The following is a 17,867-nucleotide window of genomic DNA, read 5'->3' as shown; positions in this document are numbered from 1 at the left end:
ACAAGCAACGGGCCAGGCACCACGACGTCGGCAAGACCGTCAAACGCGCCGAATCAATCAAGGAACACCAAGCCCAGCGAGGTTAAACGCCAAGCCGAGAGCGGGCGCCGCACCCCGCGGAATCCGTCGATACGCCGGACGTCTTCCCTGGGCAGACGTTCGACCAGGTACCCGCCGGCACTCCCTCGCACGGCGATCACCCCTCCCTTTCGGGCTTCCGGTGGTCGTTCTTCGACAGGGCTGCGCCGGTCGTGGTGCCTTCCGCCGCACGCGTGCGCGCGCTGCCGAGGCCGCGGCCGCCGGGGCGTGAGGATTCGGCCGTCGACGGACCGCGATGGGAGCCGGCCGGCCTCCGCCGTCCGCCCGTGGGCCTGGCCGCGCGAGGGGCATCGCCGCCGTCGGCCGGTCGCACCCGGCGCCGTCGGCGCGTGCCTGTCTCTCGGCCCGCTTCGGCGCCGCCCTGATCGTCCTCTCGGGCGGCACCTGTCGCGTCATCGGTTGCCGGGAGCTCGGCACGGGCCGTCTTCTCGTCCATGTCCGGCTGTGAGCCGGTCTCCGCCGACGTACGCCCCGCCCGGTCGGCGCGCAGGCAGCGGCGGACCGCTTCCGGGTCAAGGCCTTCGTTGCAGGCCTGGTGCAACAGCCGGGCGAACAGATAGTCGGGATCCGCGCCCAGCGCCATGGCCAGCGCCTCACGAGCCTCCAACTCGTCACCTGTCGACCAGGCGACCCAGCCGGCCAGGGTCAGCGGGGCCGCGGCGTGCTCGCCGTAGGGCCCGACGCAGCGACGGGCCAGGGCCCGCCAGAGCCGGAGGGCCGGAACCGCCTCGTCGCCCTCCATCCATGCGGCCGCCCGGTCGCGGGTCGTGCGGTCCTGAAGGCCGAGGATCAGAGTCGCCGCCTCGTCATGTGCGAGCAGGCGGTCGTCGCGCAGGTCCGCCGGATGCGTGCCGGACACCGGTGCCGCGGCGGCGAAGCGGTGGATGACGCGCTCGGCGAGACCCAGGGTCTCCTCCGCGACTTCCGCGCGGGACCCTTCGTCGAGAATCCGGGGCACCAGGGTCATACCGGCCGCGTCCAGGGCGATCTCCTGCTCCAGGGCCGCGGTGGTCTCCCAGGGCTGCAGCCTGGCCCGCAACTCCCTGAGCGTGCCGCGCACTTGGATCCCGGCGTAGGTCGCCGCGGCGGCCAGGACGGAGGTGCCGGGAAGGCCCATCGGCGAGCCGTCCTCGGGGCAGCAGCTGTCGATCGGGCAGCAGTACGACCAGAAACGGCCGTCGGAGATGCACAGTGCCTCGATGACCGGCACGTCGAGCTCGCCGCACTGGGTGCGCAGCAGGTGGGCCAGCCGCTCGAGCCGTCGTTTGACGTCGCGGCCGGACTCTCCCGGGGCCGGTTCCTGGCAGACGTAGGCCACCATCTGTTCGGGCCGGGCGCCCCGCCGTTCACTGCCGGTCACCAGTCCGTGGGCGAGCTGGTGTGCGGCCGCCTCCCAGTCCTCCTCGTTCGCCGGGATGCCGAGCCGGGCCCTGCCGCCGAACCTGCCCCGGCCTTCGCGGTCGTGCAGGGCCACCAGCACCATGCTGTCCTCCGGCCGGTAGCCGAGAAGGTAGGGCAGGGCGTCGGCCAGCTCGGCGGGGGTGCGCAGCGTGACCTGCGCGTCGTGCGCGGACGGGCCGGTGAACGGGTCCTGTCCCGAGATGTCGCCGTTTTCGAACGGTCCGGTGATTTCGCTGTGATTCGTCATGCGCAGACGATCTCGCGGATTCTGTGATTCCGCTTTGACCTGTGGACAAGTCGGATCAGGGACACGTCAAAACCGTCCCGGTTGTCCACAGCCGGGGGCAGCGGCCCGCCCGCTTGTCGGTCCCGTCCTGTTGTATGGAACGCATGGAGCACACGAGCAACGCGGATCTCCGGGCGCAGGCGGACGCCGCCCTCGCCCGGCTTGTCGGGGATGCCACGGGCGCGGCCCGGCTGCGCGAGGACCAGTGGCGGGCGATCGAGGCGCTGGTCGCCGAGCGGCGCCGGGCCCTGGTCGTGCAGCGCACGGGGTGGGGCAAGTCCGCGGTGTATTTCGTGGCGACCTCGTTGCTGCGGGCCAGAGGCAGCGGACCCACGGTGATCGTCTCGCCCCTGCTCGCGCTCATGCGCAATCAGGTGGAGGCCGCGGCCCGAGCCGGCATCCACGCCCGCACCATCAACTCCTCCAACACCGAGGAATGGGACGCCGTGCAGGCCGAGATCGCGGCCGGCGAGGTCGATGTCCTGCTGGTCAGCCCGGAGCGGCTGAACAACCCGGACTTCCGCGACCAGGTGCTGCCCAAGCTGTCCGCCGCGACCGGCCTGCTGGTCGTGGACGAGGCCCACTGCATCTCCGACTGGGGTCACGACTTCCGTCCCGACTACCGACGGCTGCGCACCATGCTCGGTGATCTCCCGCCAGGTGTCCCCGTGCTGGCCACCACCGCCACGGCCAATGCCCGGGTGACCGCGGATGTCGCCGTGCAGCTGGGCACCGGCGGCACCTCGGACGCCCTGGTGCTGCGCGGGCCGCTGGACCGGGAGAGCCTCAGCCTCGGCGTGCTGCGGCTGCCGGACGCCGCGCACCGGATGGCCTGGCTCGCCGACCACCTCGACGACCTGCCGGGCTCCGGCATCATCTACACGCTCACCGTGGCCGCCGCAGAGGAGGTCACCGCGTTCCTGAAACAGCGCGGGCACACCGTCGCCGCGTACACGGGCAAGACGGAGAACGCCGAGCGTCAGCAGGCCGAGGACGATCTGCTCGCCAACGGGGTCAAGGCCCTGGTCGCCACCTCAGCCCTCGGTATGGGCTTCGACAAGCCCGACCTCGGTTTCGTGGTCCACCTCGGCTCGCCCTCCTCCCCCATCGCCTACTACCAGCAGGTCGGCCGGGCGGGCCGCGGTGTCGAACACGCCGAGGTACTGCTGCTGCCGGGCAAGGAGGACGAGGCGATCTGGCAGTACTTCGCGTCGCTCGCCTTCCCCTCGGAGGAGCTGGTCCGGCGCACTCTGGACATCCTCGCCCGGGCGGACGGCCCCCTGTCGCTGCCTGCGCTGGAGCCCCTGGTCGAGCTGCGCCGCTCCCGGCTGGAGACGATGCTGAAGGTCCTCGACGTGGACGGAGCGGTCCGCCGCGTCAAGGGCGGCTGGATCACCACCGGGCAGCCCTGGTCGTACGACACCGAGCGCTACGACTGGGTGGCCCGGCAGCGGGCGGCCGAGCAGGAGGCGATGCGCGCCTACGCGTCCACCACCGAGTGCCGGATGGAGTTCCTGCAGCGCCAACTGGACGACGAGGATGCCCGGCCCTGCGGCCGCTGCGACAACTGCGCCGGACCGCGCTTCACCGCCGACACGTCCATGGCAGCGGTGGACGCCGCGCGCGACGACCTGGGCCGGGCCGGCGTCGAGGTGGAACCCCGCCGCATGTGGCCGACGGGCCTGCCGGCCATCGGCATCGATCTCAAGGGACGCATTCCGGCCAGTGAACAGGCCTCTTCGGGGCGGGCTCTGGGTCGGCTGTCGGACATCGGCTGGGGCAACCGGCTGCGTCCGCTCCTCGCGCCCCAGGCGCCGGACACCGCTGTGCCGGACGACGTGGCGCGGGCCGTGGTCGAGGTCCTGGCCGACTGGGCGAAGGGCCCTGGCGGCTGGGCTTCGGGTGCGTCCGACCCCCAGGCCCGGCCGGTGGGTGTCGTCACCGTCGCCTCGCGGACCCGGCCCTTGCTGATCCACTCCCTGGGCGCCCGGATCGCCGAGATCGGCCGGCTGCCGCTGCTCGGCTCCGTGGAGTTCGCCGAGGACGTGCCGCGGGTGTCGCGCAGCAACAGCGCGCAGCGGCTGAAGGCCCTCGACGGTGCGCTGACGGTACCGCCCGCCCTCGCTTCGGCGCTCACCGCGGCCGGCGGCCCCGTGCTGCTGGTCGACGACTTCACGGAGACGGGCTGGACCCTGGCGGTCGCGGCACGGCTGCTCAGAAGGTCCGGCGCCCGGGCGGTATTGCCGCTGGTCCTGGCCGTCCAGGGCTGACCGCGCACCCGCCGCGGCATCTGCATGGGACTCGGCCCGACACCTCAGGCGTCATCGGGCAAACCTTTGGGTAGGGATATAAGCCACGCACCACCAGATAACCGTCGGTGGCGCCAATTGCTCGTTGCCGCATCCAAGTTCGGCAGGAAGAATTGAGGTCCGCTCCCCGCACGGCTGGTCCGTGATCGGTTGGGCTCTGCTGCGGTGCGCGGTCCCTCGAATCCGACCTCGCCCGCAGTATGGGCGCGTAGCCGAAGGGAGGAACGTGACCTTCGGATTCGCCTCGTCCTCGGCGGCCTCGTTGTCGACCTCCGCGTCCGCCGCTTCCACCAGTCGTCTGCTCGAGCCGGCCGAATGGGCCGCCGCCGGAATCCCTCTGCTGCGCAACCCCCGTGAAGTCGTCAGCGGGCTGCATGCGCGCCATCGGCCCAGGCCCTCCACGGCGATCGTGGCAGTGCTCGATCCGGACGAGCGGCTGTGCGCCAGCGCATCGTTCACACGTCGCCCGGCCCCGGCCGACGGCTGGATGTTCCGCAACGCGCTGCTCGCCCAACTGCGCCGGGTGATTCCGCACGACCTGAGACGCCGGACCCCGGTGCGCACGGCCATCCTCGTCTACTGCCGTGAGGGCGACGCGCGTTGGACGGAGGAGGACGGCGCCTGGATGTGGGGGCTGCGTGACGCCTGCACCCTGCACGGTCTGCGATGCGGGGCGTACATCACACTGACCCACGACGGTTGGCATGTGCTCGGCGAAGGGCGCAGCGGCCGCCGCCCCAACGCCGACTCCGCACCCGAACCCTTCGCCACGTCCGAGACCCCGCCGCTCCCATCGCGCACCGGCGGCCCGGTCTCCGAGGTCCTGCGCCGCGCGGCGGCTCGCTGAGGGGCACGGCAGGAGGCCGGGCACACGCCCGACCGTCTTCCGGCCACCGCCCCGCCCGTCGGACGGCGAGCCGACCACCCATCGCCCGGCCGCCAGGACGCCGCGCCGCATCAGGCCGCACCGTGCCCGAGGAACGCAAGGGCCGCCCGTGCCCGAAGCGATGTATGGGCCATACCGTGCCCGGGGGACACGGGGCTGAGCCGACCCGGGAGTCACCAGGCTGTGCCGCACCGAGCAAGCCGGCGCCCATGCGACATCCGGCAAGCAGCCGTACGGGCGGTACGAGAGCCTCTACCCAAGTTCCCGCGGCTATGCCCATATGGGTGGCGGCTGCGCGGTCCCGATCGGCAGGCCCAGCAGCGTGAGCCCGGGTCCCGTCTCCGCCCTGCAACTGCTGCTCCGCACTCGGCGTCCTGGCGTAGTGCCGGGAAGCCGCCCAGGAGCCGGACGGCCGCCGGGGCGCGGGCATGCCAATGGTCACGCCGTGCGGATTCCCGCGGAGCGGTCCCCTCTGTCACCCCGGTGCCCCGAGGTGCGTCGGAGCAGGCTCAGACGCCCGCGCCGAGTACCGAATTGATCTGCTGCGGGTCACCGCAGACGATCAGCAGGGCACCGGCCCGGGTGTGGGCCAGCGGAAGGGCCGAGGCAGCAGCGGAAGCCGGGCCTCCGTTGACGGCCACGACGACCACGGGACGTGACGCGGCGCGGGAGGCGACGGCGGCGTCCGCATAGAAGACGTCGTCACCGGCGTCGTGCTGCGCCCAGTAGGAAGCTTCACCGAAGGACAGCTCGTGCTCCGCCCACGGGTGCTGGGACCCGGTGGTGATCACGAGTACGTCGCCGGGTGCACGGCCGGAGTCCAGTAGCAGGTCCACCGCCTCCTCGGCGGCGTCGAGCGCGCCCTCGGCCGAGGCCGGGATCAGCTGGATCTGCGGGGTGACCGCCGCAGCGGCGGGAGCGGCCGGACCGGACGGGCCCGGCTTGGCCGGAGCGGCGTCACGCGGCGTGCGCTGCACCGGCGGAGCCGGCCGCGGAGGGCCGGGACGACCGGGGCGGGACGGAGCCGCGGGGCGGGGGCCGGGTACGGGGCGGGGGGTCGGCGCGGTACGGCCGCTGGCCGGAGTGGCGCGGGGACCCTGGGCACTCTCGTGAATCTGAGGCTCCTCGGGAATGAGAGGCATGAGCTGATATTTATCAAACATTGGTGCGACGCGGGTGACCGGGTGGCACATCAGTGCGAGCGGAACCGTCAGAAATCGAAGCCGAGCTGACCCTCGATCTCCGGAACGCTTCCGTCCGCCCAGCTGCGGACCTTCTTGAGGTGCCGCCACTGAGGCAACGCATCAAGATACGCCCACGACAAGCGGTGGTGCGGGGTGGGCCCCCACTCCGCCAGTGCGGCCTTGTGCACGGGCGACGGATACCCGGCGTTGTCCGCAAATCCGAAGTGTGCATGGTCGACACCCAGTTCGGCCATCATTTTGTCGCGCTGAACCTTGGCAATCACCGACGCCGCCGCGACGGCCACACACGACTGATCGCCCTTGATCACCGTGCGCACCTTCCAGGGGGTGCCGAGGTAGTCGTGCTTCCCGTCGAGGATCACGGCGTCGGGGCGGACCGGCAGGATGTCCAGGGCACGGACCGCGGCGAGCCGCAGCGCGGCCGTCATCCCCAGGTCGTCGATCTCCTCGGGAGAAGCATGCCCCAGCGCATAGGCCGTCACCCACGCCTGCAGGACCTCCGCCAGTTCCGTGCGCCGCTTGATCGTCAGCAGCTTGGAATCGGTCAGCCCCTCGGGCGGGCGGCGGAGTCCGGTGATCGCGGCGCAGACGGTGACAGGTCCGGCCCAGGCGCCGCGCCCCACCTCGTCGACACCGGCAATGACCTTCGCTCCGGTCGTGGCGCGCAGGGAGCGCTCGACGGTGTGATTAGGCGGTTCGTACGGCATGGCGCCCTTAGCGTACGCCGATGGGATCGTCGGCCGACACCCCGGTCGCCCCACCGCCAGACGGATCGCCTCCGCGGGGGATCAGCTGCCGTGGGGCCGCAGCAGCGGGAGCATCAGCTGGTCGATCATCTCTTCGAGATCCTGATCGCTCCATTCACTGGCGCACATCTTCGAGCGGTACATCATCATGGCCGGGATGGCGTCGAAGACATAGCCGTTGGCCGCGTCCGGACGCACCTCGCCCCGCTCTATTCCGCGGGTGATGACCTCACCAAGCAGTTTGACGGTCGGCTCCACCACTCCTCCGACGATCACCTCCTGGAAGCGTTCCACCTGGGTCTGATCGCACTCGTGAATCACGGAGCGCAGCGCGACACCCGGGGGCGAGAACATGATCTGCCGCACCTGGCGACACAGAGCGAGGAGGTCCTCGCGCACACCGCCGAGGTCCGGAGCCGTCTCGACCCGTGGCAGTCCGGCCACCAGGGCGTCCGCGACAAGGTCCTCCTTGGAGGGCCAGCGGCGATACACCGCCGCCTTGCCGGTCTGCGCGCCGGCGGCGACTCCCTCCATGGTCAGGCCTTTCCAGCCGACCTCGCCGAGCTGCTCCAGCGTGGCGTCGAGGATCGCGCGCTCCAGCACCACTCCGCGCCGACGAGGGGAAGCCGCCCGATCGGGAGCGGCCGTCCAGCGCGAGGTAACCATCTGTGTCCCTCCAACAAGGGAAGCGGGGATTCCGGGGGCGGGGTGCGCCACGCCGCAGCAACAGGGGGACGCAAAGCGGGGCGCAGGATTAAGTGAACGCTTGCGTTCACTGTTGCGGACTCACTACCGTGGACGCCTCAGTGAACGCGAGCGTTCACTAACGCCTTTATGGGGGACCCATTGTGACGACCTCTCAGCTGCTTCAGGAACCAAAACGCGGCGTGGCCCGCCGGGAGGGGCATCCCGGCATCGCACTCACCGTCATCGCGGCCTGCCAACTCATGGTGGTACTCGACGCGACGATTGTGAATATCGCGCTCCCGCACATTCAAGACGCGCTCAAGTTCAGCACGACGGACCTGACTTGGGTGGTCAGCGCCTACACGCTCACCTTTGGCGGCCTGCTGCTGCTCGGTGCGCGGGCCGGTGACATCCTCGGCCGGCGCCGGGTCTTCATGACCGGCATCCTCCTGTTCACCTTCGCCTCCCTGCTGGGTGGTCTCGCCCAGGAACCCTGGCAGCTGCTGGCCGCACGGGCTCTGCAGGGGGTGGGCGGTGCGATCGCTTCGCCCACGTCGCTGGCGCTGATCACCACGACCTTCCCCGAAGGCCCGGAACGCAACCGGGCGTTCGGTGTGTTCGCCGCCGTGTCCGCGGGTGGCGGCGCCATCGGCCTGCTGGCGGGCGGCATGCTCACGGACTGGCTGGACTGGCGGTGGGTGCTGTTCGTCAACGTGCCGATCGGCGTGCTGATCGCCTCGCTCGCGCCGCTGTACATCAACGAGTCCGAGCGGCATCCCGGGCGCTTCGACATCACGGGTGCGCTGACCTCGACGGCGGGCATGGCCTCGCTCGTCTACGGGTTCATCCGCGCCTCGGAGAACGGCTGGCGGGACGGTCTCACTCTCGGCTCGTTCGGCGCGGCTCTGGTGCTGCTGGTCGCCTTCGTCCTCACCGAGGTACGGGCGAAGGAGCCGATCACCCCGCTCAGGATGTTCGCAGACCGCAACCGCTGGGGCACGTACGTGATCATGCTCAGCCTCGCCGCGGCGATGTTCGGCATGTTCTTCTACATCGTGCTGTTCGTGCAGGACGTGCTCGGCTACAGCGCGATCAAGGCGGGTCTGGCCTTCCTTCCCGTGACGGTCGCGATCGCGGTCGGTGCCGGACTGTCCCAGCGCTTCCTTCCGGCACTCGGCCCGAGGCCGTTCATGATGGCCGGCACGGGGCTCGTGGCGATCGGGCTGACCTGGCAGGCCTTCATCCGGCCGGACAGCTCCTACCTCGGCGGCGTGCTGGGGCCGATGCTGGTGTTCGGCTTCGGCATGGGCCTGAACTTCGTGACGGCCACGGTCACGGCAGTGGCCGGCGTCGCCCAGCACGAGGCGGGTGCCGCCTCCGGACTGCTCAACGCCATGCAACAGGTGGGCGGTTCGCTCGGGCTGTCCATCCTGACGACGGTGTTCGGCTCGGCCGCCAAGGACGAGACGAAGAAGCAGCTGCCGAAGTTCCTCGCCCACGGCTCGCCAGGACAGCAGGCCCACTTCGCCAAGACGCACCAACTGCCCGCGCCCTGGGGACACGATGTGCTCGCCCACGGCATCTCCACCGCCTTCGTGCCGGCTGCCGCGATGGCCGGGGTCGCGTTCCTCACCTCCTGGCTGGTGATCAGGGTCCGCAAGAGCGATCTCGATTCCCTCGCAGGCGTGGCGGGTCCGGGCATCGGCTGAACCGTCCCCGGCCGCACGGAGAAACAGTCGGCCGGACCGCCGCCCGGGGATGGGCGGCACACGCGACGGTCCGGCCGACCGCACCCAGGCCGCTGGCACCCGCAGGAGCGCCAGGACGGGAACCACCACCAGCACCGCCATCAGGTAGGCCATCTCCACACCCCCGCCAACCATCGCTCTGCGCCTGTCCGGCGACCCGCCGCCGCAAGCCGCGGCGTACGGCGGACATGAGAGGAACGGCTGACGGTTACGCAGAGTTCCCGCCAGGCACGGAGAGTTTCCAAGACCGCCTACCCGGGCGTGAACGTCACCGGCTCGGGCCACGAGATCACACCCGGATGCCCTCCGGCCACGGCCGTCGGACCCGTCAGAGCGCCGCCGGCACCCAGTCCGGCAGCACCTCACAGCGTTCCACCCACTCGGCGGGCGGTGTCCCCGCCTTGCCAGAGGCGATCACGCCGCCCACGATCGCGCAGGTCGTGTCCATATCGCCGCCGACCCCGGCCGTCGTCCAGAAGGCCTCCTCGAAGTCGCCCAGGCTCCGCGCGGCCGACCAGAGGGCGAAGGGAACGGTGTCGTGGGCGGTCGTACGGCGTCCGCAGCCCAGCACCGCCGCGACGGTGCCCGCGTCGCCGTAGTCGAGCATGTCCCGGGCGCGCCGGAGCCCCTGACCGACGGCGCTCTTCGGCACCAGGGCGATGACGCCGTCCAAGAGCGCCTCTGGGCTGGGCGGTCCGTCCGGCGAGCCGGCCAGCGCCGCCGCGGCGGCCACGGCCATGGCGCCGACGACGGCCTCGCGGTGCTGGTGGGTGGGGTAGGCCGAGATCTCCGCCTGGTGGGTCGCCTGCTCCGGATCGTCCGCGTACCAGGCGCCGAGGGGAGCGATCCGCATCGCCGCTCCGTTTCCCCAGGACCCCTGTCCGTTGAACAGTGCTGCGGCCAGTTCACGCCAGTCCTCGCCCTCCCGGACGAGTCTCAGCAGCCGGTTGACCGCGGGGCCGTAGCCCCGGTCGAAGTCGTGGTGCTCGGCGAAGGCGCGGGCCAGTGCATCCTGGTCGATGCGCCGGTGGGCGGCGAGGACGGCCACCACGGAGCAGGCCATCTCGGTGTCGTCCGTCCACTGCCAGGGACCCGCGGGCAGCGCGCGTCGCTTCAGCAGGGGGTAGTTCGCCGGGACGAAGAACTGGGAGCCCAGGGCGTCCCCCACGGCCAGTCCGCGCAGGCTCGCCAGGGCGCGCTCCAGGCGTCCGAAGGAAGAGGAGTCAGCGGTCATCGCTCTGCCACTCTATCCGTTCGCCCAGGTTCGCCCAGTACGGCACCGGTTTCCGCCAGCGCTCGAAGGGCCGGTCGAGCGTGTACTTGCCGTCATCCCCGAGAACGAGCATCCGCATCTCGGCGTTCCCGGGGTTCGACAGTGACTCGAAGTCCGCGACCGTCCAGTGGAACCAGCGCATGCAGAACAGTCGCATCGCCAGTCCGTGTGTCACCAGGAGGACGTTCGGCGGGTGGTCCGGGGCCTCGAAGCTACGGAAGAGACTCTCCAGGAAGCCGCCGACCCGGTCGTACACGTCGGCGCCGGACTCGCCCTGCGGGAACCGGAAGAAGAAGTGGCCGTACGCGTCGCGGTAGGCCTTCTGCAGGCGCACGTCGTCGCGGTCCTGCCAGTTGCCCCAGTCCTGTTCGCGCAGCCTCGGCTCCTCCCGGACCCGTATGAGTTCGGGGTCGAGGTGGAAGGCGCGGAGCGTCTCGTGCGTCCGGCGGTACGGAGAGACGTACACGCTCACGCGTTCCCGGCCGAAGAGCTCCCGGAGCTCCTTGCCCGTCTCCTCCGCCTGCCGCCAGCCGCGCTCGGTCAGCGCGAGAGCGTGGTCGGGCTCGCGCTCGTACACGGAGTCGTCGACGTTGCCCGTGGACTCGCCGTGCCGGACAAGGACGATGCGCCGTGGTCGTGCCATGCCGAAACCCTAGATCGAACGAGGGAAGATCGAGCACTCGTACCGGCCCCATACGGCGTAGCTCACACGAATCTCGCCGCCAGGGCCTTTCCCGGGCCCGGCGAGTCGCACCTTCAGGCGGTGAGTTTGGTATTCAAACGTACGACGGTGGCCTCAGACCGTCCAGGACGGCTCCAGCTCCACGATGTCACCGGAGAGCGCCGCGACGTCGGCCTCGGTCTGGGCACGCAGCGCGAGACGTTCCACCCGCTCGGTACGGTACTTGCCGTGCTCTGCCGCCGACCGCCACATCGACAGGACCAGGAACTCCTGTGCGGGCGCCTCGGCGAACATGCCGCGGATCATGCCGGGCGAACCAGCCATCGCCGGGTTCCAGACCTTCTCCTGCATGAGCGTGAAGTGCTCGACGCGCTCCTCGTGGACGCGGCACAGGGCCACACGGATCAGATCGGAGTCGGTGAACCGCGGCTCGAAGCCCGTCTTCACATCGAAGCGGTACTCGAAGAGCTTGACCTGCACATCCTTGAACGTGCCGGACTGGGCGGCCGCCAGGCGGTCGTGCGAGCGGGCCATGAAGGAGTCGTAGAAGGCACGGCTCTCCCAGAAGGCGAAGATGTGTGCCACCCCCGGCCGCTGCCGGCTCCAGCCTCCACCCTGCCCCCGGAAACCCGGCTCCCCCAGAAGCCCCGCCCATTTCCGCTGCCCCCGCTCGAAGCCGCGGCGGTCCACCACGGTGCAGCGAATCCACTTGACCAGCACCGCGCCATCGTAAGGCCACGGGGCGTGGCGTCGGTCACGCTCGGGCGGAGATCGCCCGCGCATGCGCCCCGCGCGCGTGGCACGATGGACAAGAAGCCCTGACTGCACCCGAGTTGGGGAGCATGGCAGCCACCGGGGGAAGGGGAAGCCTGTTGACCGGTTTCAGCAAGGGAATCGGCAAGGTCGAGGTCGGGCTCAAGTGGGACCCCAGTCCTGCGGGTCAGCCGCCCACCGATCTCGACCTCGTCGCCGCGACGTTCCTGTCGGGCGATGCGTACGGGACCCCGGCCTATCTGGTGCACTTCGACAGCCGCTCACCAGACGGCACGATCTTCCTCAACCGGGACAGCACGGACGGCAGGGGCTTCGGCTGGGACGAGGTGATGACGCTGGAACTGGACCGGCTCGACGGCCGGTACGCGCGCGTGGTGGTCGGTGTCGTCATCCAACAGCGGTTCGGCCACAAGACGTTCGTCGATGTGCTGAATCCGGCCATGCGCATCCGGGTGGACCGCTACACCGTGCTCGCCCAGGACGACTTCGGCTCGGTCCTCGGCGCGACGGCGGCCACGATCGCGGAATTCGTCCGTGACGACTCCGGGGAGTGGAGCTTCCGTCCCGGCGTGCACGGCTTCGAGGAGGACCCGGCGACCTTCACCCGGGTCATGGGCAGGGCCCAGTAGCGGTAAGGGGCGCCGGCCATTGCCGGCGCCCCTTGCTTCACTTCAGAAACCGCGCTTCATCAGCTGCAGCCGCTGGTCGAGCCGCAGCCCTCGCAGATGTAGCAGGAACCGGCCCGCTGCATCTTCGTACCGCAGGAGAAGCACAGCGGGGCGTCGGCCTGGATGCCCAGCTGCATCTCCACCAGCTCGGCGCTGGTGTGGGCCTGCTTCGGGGCGGGCTTGTCCGCCTCGGACTCGGCCTTCGGCGTGGCGACCGCCTTCAGCTCCTGCGCGCGGGGCGCGGACTGGGCCAGACCCTCGACGTCGACCTCGTCCTCGTTCGGCTCGTAGGAACCGGTCTCAAGGTGCCGCTGACGCTCCTCGGCGGAGTGGATGCCGAGCGCGGAACGGGTCTCGAAGGGCAGGAAGTCCAGCGCCAGGCGGCGGAAGATGTAGTCGACGATCGACTGCGCCATCCGCACGTCCGGGTCGTCCGTCATGCCGGCCGGCTCGAAGCGCATGTTGGTGAACTTCGAGACGTACGTCTCCAGCGGCACGCCGTACTGGAGGCCGACGGAGACCGCGATGGAGAAGGCGTCCATCATGCCCGCGAGGGTCGAGCCCTGCTTGGACATCTTCAGGAAGACCTCGCCGAGACCGTCGTCCGGGTAGGAGTTGGCGGTCATGTAACCCTCGGCGCCACCGACCGTGAAGGACGTGGTGATCCCCGGGCGGCCCTTGGGGAGACGCTTGCGGACCGGGCGGTACTCGACGACCTTCTCGACCTTGGCCTCGACGGCCGCGGGCTCCTCGGCCTTCTTCTCCTCGGTCTCCTTCTTCTTGGCCGACAGCGGCTGGCCGACCTTGCAGTTGTCGCGGTAGATCGCGAGCGCCTTGACGCCCAGCTTCCAGGCCTCGAAGTAGATCTCCTCGACCTCCTCGACGGTCGCCGTCTCCGGCATGTTGACCGTCTTGGAGATGGCGCCGGAGATCCACGGCTGGATCGCGGCCATCATGCGGACGTGGCCCATCGGGGAGATGGCGCGCTCGCCCATGGCGCAGTCGAACACCTCGTAGTGCTCGTGCTTCAGTCCGGGGGCGTCGATCACATTGCCGTGCTCGGCGATGTGGGCGACGATCGCCTCGATCTGCTCCTCCTGGTAGCCCAGGCGGCGCAGGGCCTGCGGGACGGTGCCGTTGACGATCTGCATCGAGCCGCCGCCGACCAGCTTCTTGAACTTCACGAGCGCCAGGTCGGGCTCGACACCGGTGGTGTCGCAGGACATCGCGAGACCGATGGTGCCGGTCGGGGCGAGGACGGACGCCTGCGAGTTACGGAAACCGTTCTTCTCACCGAGACGGACGACGTCCTGCCAGGCCTCCGTGGCGGCGGCCCACACCGGGGTGTCCAGGTCGTCCATGCGGACGGCCTTGCCGTTGGCGTCGGCGTGCTGCGCCATGACGCGCTTGTGGGCGTCGGCGTTGCGGGCGTAGCCGTCGTACGTGCCGACGACCGCGGCCAGCTCGGCGGAGCGGCGGTAGGCCGTACCGGTCATCAGGGAGGTGATGGCGCCGGCGAGGGCGCGGCCGCCGTCGGAGTCGTAGGCGTGGCCGGTGGCCATCAGCAGGGCGCCGAGGTTGGCGTAGCCGATGCCGAGCTGGCGGAAGGCGCGCGTGTTCTCGCCGATCTTCTGGGTCGGGAAGTCCGCGAAGCAGATCGAGATGTCCATCGCGGTGATGACCAGCTCGACGACCTTCTGGAAGCGCTCGGTCTCGAAGGACTGGCTGCCCTTGCCGTCGTCCTTCAGGAACTTCATCAGGTTCAGCGAGGCCAGGTTGCAGGACGTGTTGTCCAGGTGCATGTACTCGCTGCACGGGTTCGACGCGGTGATCCGGCCGGACTCGGGGCAGGTGTGCCAGTTGTTGATGGTGTCGTCGTACTGGATGCCCGGGTCGGCGCAGGCCCAGGCGGCCTCGGCGATCTTGCGGAAGAGTGCCTTGGCGTCGACCTCCTCGATGACCTCACCGGTCATACGAGCGCGCAGGCCGAACTTGTCGCCCTCCTCGACCGCCTTCATGAACTCGTCGTTCACGCGGACCGAGTTGTTGGCGTTCTGGTACTGGACGGAGGTGATGTCGTCGCCGCCCAGGTCCATGTCGAAGCCCGCGTCGCGCAGGACGCGGATCTTCTCCTCCTCCTTGACCTTGGTCTCGATGAAGTCCTCGATGTCGGGGTGGTCGACGTCGAGCACGACCATCTTGGCGGCGCGGCGGGTGGCACCACCGGACTTGATGGTGCCGGCGGAGGCGTCGGCGCCGCGCATGAAGGAGACCGGACCGGAGGCGTTGCCACCGGAGGACAGCAGTTCCTTGGAGGAGCGGATGCGGGAGAGGTTCAGGCCGGCACCGGAGCCGCCCTTGAAGATCATGCCCTCTTCCTTGTACCAGTCGAGGATCGACTCCATGGAGTCGTCGACGGACAGGATGAAGCAGGCGGAGACCTGCTGGGGCTGCGGGGTGCCCACGTTGAACCAGACGGGGCTGTTGAAGCTGAAGATCTGGTGCAGGAGCGCGTAGGCCAGCTCGTGCTCGAAGATCTCGGCGTCGGCGGGCGAGGCGAAGTACTTGTGGTCCTCGCCTGCCTTCCGGTATGTCTTCACGATGCGGTCGATCAGCTGCTTGAGGCTGGTCTCGCGCTGCGGGGTGCCGACGGCACCACGGAAGTACTTGCTGGTGACGATGTTGACCGCGTTCACCGACCAGAAGTCGGGGAACTCGACGCCACGCTGCTCGAAATTGACCGAGCCGTCGCGCCAGTTGGTCATGACGACGTCACGGCGCTCCCACGAAACCTCGTCGTACGGGTGCACGCCGGGGGTGGTGTGGATGCGCTCGATGTGCAGTCCCTTGTTACCCGCCTTGGTGCCCTTGGCTCGGGAACCTCGTGCCGGACCGCTCGCCGTCTCTGTCATGCCGCCTCCCTGTACGGGCGAAACGCCCTGAAGTGCCCCGTTTGTTCCCGTGGCACGGTGTTCTGTCTTGTGTTGCGGGCACCCTCAGCTGCCGCCCGCAACAGGTCTTCGGTCGCCGCCCGGCGGCCGGAACCCGGCTCTCCTCCGGATTCCGGCCCGCCGGTCAGTCGGCGACGTGGGCGGGCACGGGGACCTGAGTGGTCCCGCCGCGCCCGCGGTCGTCTTCCTGGCTCCCCGCTCCCGCGACTTCCTCGTCCGCGGCGGGGCCTCGCGTCGCCTCCCTCAGCTCCGCGATGGCAGCCTCGAAGTCCTCGAGCGAGTCGAACGCCCGGTAGACGGAGGCGAATCGCAGATAGGCGACGAGGTCGAGCTCCTGCAACGGGCCGAGTATGGCCAGCCCCACGTCATGGGTGGTCAGCTCGGCGCTTCCGGTGGCTCGCAGCGCCTCCTCGACCCGCTGGCCGAGCTGGGCGAGCGCGTCCTCGGTGACAGGCCGTCCCTGGCATGCCTTGCGCACGCCATTGATGACCTTGGTACGACTGAAAGGCTCGGTGACCCCGGACCGCTTGATCACCATGAGCGAGCACGTCTCCACGGTCGTGAAACGACGGGAGCAGTCAGGGCACTGGCGGCGCCTGCGGATCGACGTGCCGTCGTCGGTCGTACGACTGTCGACCACACGGCTGTCGGGGTGCCTGCAGAAGGGGCAGTGCATGATCTCCAACCCTCCTCACAGCAGACTCAAAAACCTCACCAGGCCACATGAGCCCCGCGAAGCAGCCCTAAGCATAGGCGATCGCCGAGTCACCTCGGACCGGGGGGACCACAACTTCTGGGCTGGCGCAGAAATCCAACCACTAGATGTGGGGCTTGGCTCATACATCGAAGCCAACTCGCGTGTCGCGAGACAAGGAAGCGGACGCTGACCTGCACAGAGCCCGCAGAGACACGCGGGCGCAGAGCCGTATCGCTGTGAGGCTTACGGAGATAGCGTGGGCGCCGCACGGAGGACGCGTGGGACTCCGGCACAGAAGGGACCCGGAGCCCGGACGAGCAGGTTCCGGATGGCAGACTGGGGCAGCGACCCACGAGGTCGGCAACCTCAGCGGTGAAGAGTACAACAATGGGCGCTTTTGCCCGCCCGGTGGCGTGTCAGCGATACACCCAGACACATGATCGCGTCAGGTGAATCGCACTTTTTCACTCGAACGTGTGTTTGGCGCAACCTTTCGAAAGCAACTACCGTTGTCCAGCAGGGAGACCATCGAGAGGGGCCGACGTGACCACCACCGCAGACAGTGCCACCATCACCGCCCAGGACCGCTCCCAGGGACGAGTCGAGCCGGTACACGTGATGAACGAAGCCACGAATCCCGAGGGACACAAGCGTTCCCTGCCGGGCCGACCTCCAGGCATCCGGGCGGACAGCTCCGGGCTCACCGACCGGCAGCGCCGCGTGATCGAAGTCATCCGGGACTCCGTACAGCGGCGCGGTTACCCGCCGTCGATGCGGGAGATCGGCCAGGCCGTCGGTCTCTCGAGCACCTCCTCGGTGGCCCACCAGCTGATGGCGCTGGAGCGGAAGGGCTTTCTGCGCCGCGACCCGCACCGCCCGCGCGCGTACGAGGTCCGAGGTTCGGACCAGGCCGTGACCGTGCAGCCCACGGACACCGCCGGCAAGCCCGCCGCGTCGTACGTCCCGCTGGTCGGCCGCATCGCCGCAGGTGGCCCCATCCTCGCGGAAGAGTCCGTCGAGGACGTCTTCCCTCTCCCCCGCCAGCTCGTCGGCGACGGTGAGCTGTTCGTGCTGAAGGTCGTCGGTGACTCCATGATCGAGGCCGCGATCTGCGACGGCGACTGGGTCACCGTCCGCCGTCAGCCGGTCGCCGAGAACGGCGACATCGTGGCGGCGATGCTCGACGGCGAAGCCACCGTCAAGCGCTTCAAGCGCGAGGACGGCCATGTCTGGCTCCTCCCGCACAACGCGGCCTACGAGCCGATCCCCGGTGACGACGCGACCATTCTGGGCAAGGTCGTCGCGGTGCTGCGGCGCGTGTGACGCCTGCGGCGGGCGGGCCGTATGGCCGGCTCGCTCCCCGACCGGGCCCCGGAACCCCTGCGCCGGTTCCGGGGCCCTGCTGTGTCCAGCGGGCTGCACGGTGCTTTCGCATCGCGGGGTAGCCTGACCGGC

14 protein-coding genes are annotated in these 17,867 nt (G+C 69.8%); 5 read left to right on the top strand and 9 right to left on the bottom strand.

Features of this window, described 5'->3' with window-relative positions; genetic code table 11:
* Window positions 1-196: 196 nt before the first annotated feature.
* A complete protein-coding gene (locus ACFYOH_RS39010; RefSeq protein WP_388635762.1) occupies window positions 197-1,747 on the bottom strand; it encodes a DUF4192 domain-containing protein in 1,551 nt (516 codons plus the stop codon).
* Between the two features lie 143 nt (window positions 1,748-1,890).
* Between ACFYOH_RS39010 and ACFYOH_RS39005 the strand changes: the two genes are divergently transcribed.
* Both ACFYOH_RS39005 and ACFYOH_RS39000 read left to right on the top strand, forming a co-directional pair.
* Window positions 1,891-4,056, top strand: a complete 2,166-nt coding sequence (locus ACFYOH_RS39005) for a RecQ family ATP-dependent DNA helicase (RefSeq protein ID WP_388635760.1) — start codon at window positions 1,891-1,893, stop codon at window positions 4,054-4,056.
* Between the two features lie 265 nt (window positions 4,057-4,321).
* The gene (locus ACFYOH_RS39000) at window positions 4,322-4,942 is read left to right on the top strand and encodes a hypothetical protein (RefSeq protein WP_388635758.1); all 621 of its coding nucleotides are present in this window, start codon (window positions 4,322-4,324) and stop codon (window positions 4,940-4,942) included.
* A 548-nt stretch (window positions 4,943-5,490) separates the two neighbouring features.
* On the opposite strand, the gene ACFYOH_RS38995 is transcribed toward ACFYOH_RS39000, so the two are convergent.
* The 3 genes from ACFYOH_RS38995 to ACFYOH_RS38985 form a co-directional block, all read right to left on the bottom strand.
* Window positions 5,491-6,123 carry a hypothetical protein gene (locus ACFYOH_RS38995; protein WP_388635756.1) on the bottom strand — a complete coding sequence of 211 codons (633 nt, stop codon included), beginning with the start codon at window positions 6,121-6,123 and terminating at the stop codon, window positions 5,491-5,493.
* Between the two features lie 68 nt (window positions 6,124-6,191).
* A complete protein-coding gene (locus ACFYOH_RS38990; RefSeq protein WP_388635754.1) occupies window positions 6,192-6,893 on the bottom strand; it encodes a ribonuclease HII in 702 nt (233 codons plus the stop codon).
* An 81-nt stretch (window positions 6,894-6,974) separates the two neighbouring features.
* Complete coding sequence (locus ACFYOH_RS38985; RefSeq protein WP_388635752.1) at window positions 6,975-7,598, bottom strand: TetR/AcrR family transcriptional regulator; 624 nt, start codon at window positions 7,596-7,598, stop codon at window positions 6,975-6,977.
* A gap of 182 nt (window positions 7,599-7,780) precedes the next feature.
* On the opposite strand from ACFYOH_RS38985, the gene ACFYOH_RS38980 reads away from it, so the two are divergent.
* The gene (locus ACFYOH_RS38980; RefSeq protein WP_388635750.1) at window positions 7,781-9,328 is read left to right on the top strand and encodes an MFS transporter; all 1,548 of its coding nucleotides are present in this window, start codon (window positions 7,781-7,783) and stop codon (window positions 9,326-9,328) included.
* Window positions 9,329-9,695: 367 nt separating this feature from the next.
* Here the strand turns inward: ACFYOH_RS38980 and ACFYOH_RS38975 are convergent, their stop codons facing one another.
* The 3 genes from ACFYOH_RS38975 to ACFYOH_RS38965 form a co-directional block, all read right to left on the bottom strand.
* On the bottom strand, window positions 9,696-10,601 hold the full coding sequence (locus ACFYOH_RS38975; RefSeq protein ID WP_388635748.1) for an ADP-ribosylglycohydrolase family protein: 906 nt from the start codon (window positions 10,599-10,601) through the stop codon (window positions 9,696-9,698).
* Window positions 10,591-11,283 carry a histidine phosphatase family protein gene (locus ACFYOH_RS38970; protein WP_388635746.1) on the bottom strand — a complete coding sequence of 231 codons (693 nt, stop codon included), beginning with the start codon at window positions 11,281-11,283 and terminating at the stop codon, window positions 10,591-10,593. The genes ACFYOH_RS38975 and ACFYOH_RS38970 overlap by 11 nt, the downstream gene beginning before the upstream one ends.
* Window positions 11,284-11,436: 153 nt before the next feature.
* Window positions 11,437-12,042, bottom strand: coding sequence for a YdbC family protein (locus tag ACFYOH_RS38965; protein ID WP_388635744.1), 606 nt, complete (start codon window positions 12,040-12,042; stop codon window positions 11,437-11,439).
* Between the two features lie 152 nt (window positions 12,043-12,194).
* Here ACFYOH_RS38965 and ACFYOH_RS38960 point away from each other — a divergent pair, with 152 nt between their 5' ends.
* A complete protein-coding gene (locus ACFYOH_RS38960) occupies window positions 12,195-12,725 on the top strand; it encodes a TerD family protein (protein ID WP_388635743.1) in 531 nt (176 codons plus the stop codon).
* 59 nt (window positions 12,726-12,784) lie between these two features.
* Here ACFYOH_RS38960 and ACFYOH_RS38955 read toward each other — a convergent pair whose 3' ends face one another.
* The gene (locus ACFYOH_RS38955; RefSeq protein WP_388635741.1) at window positions 12,785-15,676 is read right to left on the bottom strand and encodes a vitamin B12-dependent ribonucleotide reductase; all 2,892 of its coding nucleotides are present in this window, start codon (window positions 15,674-15,676) and stop codon (window positions 12,785-12,787) included.
* A gap of 163 nt (window positions 15,677-15,839) precedes the next feature.
* Entirely contained in the window at window positions 15,840-16,391 is a 552-nt protein-coding gene (gene nrdR / locus ACFYOH_RS38950) for a transcriptional regulator NrdR (RefSeq protein ID WP_388635739.1), read from the bottom strand.
* Between the two features lie 564 nt (window positions 16,392-16,955).
* Here nrdR and lexA point away from each other — a divergent pair.
* On the top strand, window positions 16,956-17,735 hold the full coding sequence (gene lexA, locus ACFYOH_RS38945) for a transcriptional repressor LexA (protein WP_055710152.1): 780 nt from the start codon (window positions 16,956-16,958) through the stop codon (window positions 17,733-17,735).
* The last annotated feature ends 132 nt before the right edge of the window (window positions 17,736-17,867 follow it).

The organism is Streptomyces sp. NPDC007856 (assembly GCF_042868225.1).
In the GTDB taxonomy this organism is placed as follows: domain Bacteria; phylum Actinomycetota; class Actinomycetes; order Streptomycetales; family Streptomycetaceae; genus Streptomyces.
Note: the sequence above shows the minus strand (reverse complement) of the source record. Positions and strands in the feature narration are given on the sequence as shown.